At 42.9% G+C, this 5,402-nt stretch carries 7 protein-coding genes and 1 pseudogene; 7 read left to right on the top strand and 1 reads right to left on the bottom strand.

Features of this window, described 5'->3' with window-relative positions:
• A pseudogene (locus ACFQNG_RS15215) lies at positions 1-256 on the bottom strand (hypothetical protein); the annotation flags it as partial.
• 405 nt (positions 257-661) lie between these two features.
• Here ACFQNG_RS15215 and ACFQNG_RS15220 point away from each other — a divergent pair.
• From ACFQNG_RS15220 to ACFQNG_RS15250, 7 genes are all read left to right on the top strand, one after another.
• Complete coding sequence (locus tag ACFQNG_RS15220) at positions 662-1,663, top strand: helix-turn-helix domain-containing protein (protein ID WP_379866321.1); 1,002 nt, start codon at positions 662-664, stop codon at positions 1,661-1,663.
• Positions 1,664-1,695: 32 nt separating this feature from the next.
• Positions 1,696-2,580: a primosomal protein DnaI gene (gene dnaI, locus ACFQNG_RS15225; protein ID WP_379866323.1), complete on the top strand. Its 885-nt coding sequence runs from the start codon at positions 1,696-1,698 to the stop codon at positions 2,578-2,580.
• A gap of 132 nt (positions 2,581-2,712) precedes the next feature.
• The gene (locus tag ACFQNG_RS15230) at positions 2,713-2,931 is read left to right on the top strand and encodes a hypothetical protein (RefSeq protein WP_379866325.1); all 219 of its coding nucleotides are present in this window, start codon (positions 2,713-2,715) and stop codon (positions 2,929-2,931) included.
• Positions 2,932-3,280: 349 nt separating this feature from the next.
• A complete protein-coding gene (locus ACFQNG_RS15235; protein WP_379866326.1) occupies positions 3,281-3,682 on the top strand; it encodes a hypothetical protein in 402 nt (133 codons plus the stop codon).
• A 262-nt stretch (positions 3,683-3,944) separates the two neighbouring features.
• Positions 3,945-4,271 (top strand): HNH endonuclease, encoded by a 327-nt coding sequence (locus tag ACFQNG_RS15240; RefSeq protein WP_379866329.1) that lies wholly within the window; start codon positions 3,945-3,947, stop codon positions 4,269-4,271.
• Between the two features lie 126 nt (positions 4,272-4,397).
• Positions 4,398-4,745, top strand: a complete 348-nt coding sequence (locus tag ACFQNG_RS15245; protein WP_379866330.1) for an endonuclease domain-containing protein — start codon at positions 4,398-4,400, stop codon at positions 4,743-4,745.
• A gap of 90 nt (positions 4,746-4,835) precedes the next feature.
• A complete protein-coding gene (locus ACFQNG_RS15250) occupies positions 4,836-5,054 on the top strand; it encodes a hypothetical protein (RefSeq protein WP_379866327.1) in 219 nt (72 codons plus the stop codon).
• Positions 5,055-5,402: the final 348 nt, after the last annotated feature.

Consider the following 5,402-nt stretch of genomic DNA (forward strand, 5'->3'; position numbering starts at 1 on the left):
CGTCACGCTTGAGCACCACCTGACGGGTGTCGCAGCCACCTCCTTGGTCAATCCAGTGCGGGAACTTGTCGCGCGAGTAGCCGGTCATGGAGCCCTCGGGCTGCACGGTCAGCGAGTTTAGCTCGGCTTGGGCAGTGGACTTGGACGGTGTTCCGGGCGGAAGCGCCCAAGCCGTAGGCTTGTCATATAGAAAAACACCAGACAATGACAGAACCAACAAAAAAGCAATCGACCACAACATCGATTTCTTCAGCATAGAAATGCCTCCTATGTGTTGTTATTTGAATCATCTCTATTTTATAAAATTAATGTTTGTTAGTCGCCAGTTGATAGTTTTACAAAAAAGACGCTCCTGGCAATCCGGGAGCGTCTCAAAATCTATTGTCTATTGTTGTTTCTGGCAAACGGTGGTAGAATTAGACGCAGAAAAAGCGAAATGCGGCCCTCCCCGCCAAGAGATTGCCGCACCCACTTTACCGCTCAAGGTTTATTAAACTATTCAACCCCATTTTAACCGCCAATCTGCCTTTTGGCAACTATGTTTTTTTATCAAAACAATGGGGAATTGCGCGAATTGTGCAGTTAATTGAGCGAAAAAAGAACGGGTGCAGTGTATCCTCTCCTGGCGTGGCATGGCCGCGATCCTGGGAGGGGATTTTTTATGGAAATGAATGAAAAGCAAATGAAAGCAATCATCGGGGGAATATTTGGTACCGGCACATATACTGAATGGACCGAAGACGGCGAAGCTGTTGTTAAGAAAGAAAAATTCAATATCCGCCTATATAAAGATCTTTGGGAAAGCGGTGCAATCAAGCGGCTCAAGGGAAACAAGCTTCATGTATTCTTGACCATCGCTATCCATGCAAATAACCAGGGAGAGGGCTGGCCAACACAACGACGGATCGCATCAATGCTTGGTATTAACAAAGACACGGTAACTAAAGCCTTAGAATCATTGGAGAAAGACGGGTTCATTGAACGTGACATGGGCCGCCATGACGAAAAAGGAAGATTCGATAGCACCGTTTATAAAATACGGTTTGCCCCAGACCCATCACAATGGAAGAAATCACAAGAAAACACCAGTCCGAAAAATCCGGACAGGGAAAGTCAGGAACCCAGTCCCAAAAAATCGGACAGGGAAGAATCCAATAAAATCAACCAGTCCGAAAAAATCGGACAGGCTAACCAGTCCGAAAAAACCAGTACTGGTAAAACCGGTACCGGAAAAACCGGTGACGGTAATTTCGGACATAAGGAAGAACCATATGCTAAGGATGATCCATTATCTAAGGTAGAACCATTACATAAGGATGACCCATCTTCTTTTGTGGTGGGGGTGGTGGTGAAAGAATTGAATATATATAAAGCTACCGCCACGGCATTTTTTGGTAATCGAGTAGAAGAGATTGACGAAGATGATTGGAATATGCTTATTCAATTGGCTAATCAGAAAGGGAAAGATCTTGAAGAATGCATGCTGAATGTGCGTACATATTTTAAGAAGAAAAAGAAGCCGATTGATGATCTAGTTGGAGCTCTTGTCCATGAGATCCGAAAAGGATGGAAACTAGGTGTATCAGTTCAAGTGGATGAAGACAATGAAGTAGAAGCACCAAAGGAATTTACTCCAGCTGCCGCCGGCTACTACAACCTATAAATGGGAGGGGATCAGGATGAGGGATATTAAAAGTGCGCATTGATTTAAATCAGTTATTAAATGAGACCATGGATCACCCGTTGATCATGGAATTCTCTGGACATCACCCTGATGTGCCATTTGAAGAATATAAAAAATCACTCTCCCATCTCCGACAATATATAAGGGACCAAGAAGCCTGCTTGCGCTGCCCTGGTTTAGATAACTGTCCTAATCAACAAAAAGGTTATGAATCAATTTTGGTGCGAACCGAAACAGGAATAGAACGGAAGGTCCGGCCATGTGGTAAGTTGGAGGCTCAATGGAGAGAAGAGAGGCGTAAGCGGCTTATCAAAAGTTTCTATATACCACGTGAAATCATTGAAGCTACCTTTGATTCGATTGACCCAAACAATGACAGATACAATGTGATTTGTGAAGCGATTGATTTTTGTACTTCGGTTGGAGTAAATATTCATGAGACCAAGGGACTGTACCTTTGGGGTGACTTTGGAGTAGGGAAGTCTCGCATTGCTGGCGCTATCTGTAACAAATTAACCGAGTTTGATATAGACTCATTAATGGTCCATGTTCCAGAGTTAATTAATGAGTTAAAAGGCGGCATAAGGGATGGATCGGTAAATGAAAAATTAGACGTATACAAAAAGTGTAGCGTTTTAATTCTTGACGATATTGGTTCAGAAACTATGACGTCTTGGGTGAGAGATGATATCTTCAGTTCGATTTTGCAATACAGAATGGCCGAACGTTTGCCAACTGTCTATACATCAAACAAAGATTTAAACCAATTGCATGAACACTTTGCTAATGCTAAGGGCGATTACGATGAACTTAAAGCGGCACGGATCATGGAGCGAATTGGCCATCACGTGATGCCGTTTCATGTTAAAGGACGGAATTGGCGGGTTGGGAGATAAAAAACGTCGATTTTAATCGGATTATGGGGTAGTGGATACATAAGACTACCCCTTGCTATTTTCCGTGGCTCTGAGCGCCTTCTAGCCCTGTTAAACGATGTGATAGAGATGATAGGAGAAAGGGGAATTTGGATGAAAGAAGACAATCAGTCGAAAGATATAAAGCTAATGATTTTTTCCGTTATCATTACGACTGTATTCCTGTATGTCTTATTGCCAGTATGGTTAGCAAGAACATTTAGTACTAGGGCGTGTCTGGCAAATCAAGTTGACCATTGGGAGAAGGCGGAAAAACCTTTTCCGATGAGCGCCGAAGGACAAGTGAAGATATATTTATCAGACACGCCCTAGCTTTAGCTTTATGTCTTTTGAGGTAAGTTTTCTGATTACGTTATTTTGTTATATTGTTTTGGAATTGTTTTTTTACATAAAGATAAAACACGAGAATCCTTTTCAGGAAACAAATATTTTGCCCTCTCGCTGGATTAAATTGGTAGATGTAAAAGCGAGTTTTAAGGATTTACTTAGATTCTTTAGGATTCTCATGGGCTTGTCTGGAATCATATTCATTTGTATAAACATACCTATCTTATTTCGTTGGCTTGATTCGATTTACCCTCATCACAAATTCGCTCCCGATGTTGATGCAGCCATTATCGCAACAATCGGCTCCACCTTCACATTAGGACTTACCCTTATTGTGACCTTTTATTTCAACCGCCAAACCCAATTGGCTATGATCGAGCAGTCTCGTGCCAATCTAAAAGAACGGGTGATTGAAAAACGAATGACAATCTATCCCGAAGTGGAACAAGCCGTTAAGAAGATCGGGGCCCTGTTTCCTGATGAATATCGTACAGAAGGCTGGAACATGTCGGTATCTGATCTAGACCGACTGTTTCAAGAAAATAAATACTATTTATCGAAGAATCTTCGGGAACATGTAACCAACATCTTGATCTTTGTTAAAGCGGATCATGAAGAAGAGTTAACCCCTAAACAAGTAGAAGAAGCCGACAAGAAACTGGATGAACTCATCGCCCTCTGCCAAGCCGAGATTGACAAATCCCTCGACATCGCGGCACTGGTCGATCTGGATTAAAGCTGTCCAAGCGGACTTGGCCCAATACTAGCGCAGTAGAGTTATGGATCATTGGAGGACACGTTTAAGACATCTCCATTGAGCCATTTTCATTATCCTTTGGGGATTGACAGAAAGGAAAAGACATCATGAGCACCCAGATAAGCACAGCTAAGAAGAAGCGCATTTATGAACGATATGGTGGCATTTGTGTGATTTGTGGTATTTCTCTCCACTTGGATATAGAACGATGTTTCGACGATGATTATATGCAAGTAGACAAATTGTTCCGCGTTATTTAGGAGGAAGTCACAAAGAGGAAAATTTACGGCCATTATGTAGATCATGCAATTCAAGGAGAAAAGGTACTTCAGGCGACGAATTAGTATCAATCTATGAAAGAGAACTCAAAGAGTTTATGAGTAGAAGAACAGAAAGATTAACTTATTATCTGGATAGCGCACGGTTTGGAGCCATTACAACAGAGCACTTGAGTATGATTGAGTTTATAATCTCAGAGCGGCGCCAGCTCGAAGATATACTAATAGAAAATATAAAACAAGCTATACAAAAGCCTAAAGGACGCCGCCTACGCAGATCGAGGGAGTGATCAACCATCCGAAAGCGAAGAAAACGGCCAAAGTGGCTCAGGAAGCTGAAACAACGTTGGAAGCTTTGGTTTCATCGTGTCTCATTGCCATTTCGCGTGATCGGCTTGGCCCTGGAACAGATCCGCATGGGGCGCTTCCCTTGGGTAGATGTTCAGTTGTTGAAGTGTGAGAGTCCTATCGAAAGAAGACTATATAACCGCCTTTGGGTTGAAGGATTTAGAATGCGCACCCAGGAGCCGTGTGGGCGCTACCGCATTGACATTGCTATCCCGAAATACATGATCGCGATCGAATGTGACGGAGAGGAGTGGCACAGTTCCCCAGATCAAAAGGAAAAAGACCGGCGAAAGGACCGCTTTCTGCGCCAAAATGGGTGGACTGTGGTGCGCTTTAAAGGGAAGCGAATAGTCAATCGGCTAGAATCATGTGTTGAGAGGGTACATAAGGAGATAGCGAAGAAAAAACAGTGGTAGCTGGCGAAGTGGAAATTGATGGAGGATGACAAGGATCATAGCCTGTCTGATAGAATATATTCACTAGCGAATTAAACGGAGGCTTACAAAATGAGCGAAGAGGTATTGAAGCTTTTCAACCGGCTGATGGATCGGTTGGATCAGATAGAGGGAAAAGTTGATACCGTCAATAGTAAGGTCGACAAACTTGAAACAAAGGTAGACGGCTTAGAAACGAAGGTTGATCAATTAGAATCCAGAGTGGATAAGCTAGAAATGACAATGAATAAGGGGTTTGCTGAAGTAAATCAACGCCTGGACAAGCTTTAAACGAAACTGAACAACGAATCTCAAACGGTTAATTTGTTGGTCGAGGGAATGAGGCAGAAAAAGGCGTAAAATTTTCGCCTGTAAAGCCGAAAATGGCCGGGGGATATATAAATGTATCCCCCCTTATGATTTCGTCCCGTATACGGGCGCTGAGTGCCGTTTAACGACGTCCTGAGAGCAACCCATTAGTATATCCGAAGTCGATTTGATTTATACCCAATAGCTGGCCAGTGGCTGGCTATTTTGTGTGGACAAAATAAAAAAACAGCGGCATAACCGCTGTGAGAATGTTGACAAACCCTGCGAATCAACTTTGTTGATCGCAGGGTTTTTGTATATAAAAGGGAT

It is taken from the genome of Laceyella putida (assembly GCF_042665195.1).
GTDB classification, from domain to species: Bacteria; Bacillota; Bacilli; order Thermoactinomycetales; family Thermoactinomycetaceae; genus Laceyella; species Laceyella putida.

What these genes read in the sequence shown, in the direction of transcription:
- ACFQNG_RS15220 (WP_379866321.1), top strand. Translation starts at nt 662, where the DNA reads ATGGAAATGAATGAAAAGCAAATGAAAGCAATCATCGGGGGAATATTT.
- ACFQNG_RS15230 (WP_379866325.1), top strand. Translation starts at nt 2,713, where the DNA reads ATGAAAGAAGACAATCAGTCGAAAGATATAAAGCTAATGATTTTTTCC.
- ACFQNG_RS15245 (WP_379866330.1), top strand. Translation starts at nt 4,398, where the DNA reads ATGGGGCGCTTCCCTTGGGTAGATGTTCAGTTGTTGAAGTGTGAGAGT.
- ACFQNG_RS15250 (WP_379866327.1), top strand. Translation starts at nt 4,836, where the DNA reads ATGAGCGAAGAGGTATTGAAGCTTTTCAACCGGCTGATGGATCGGTTG.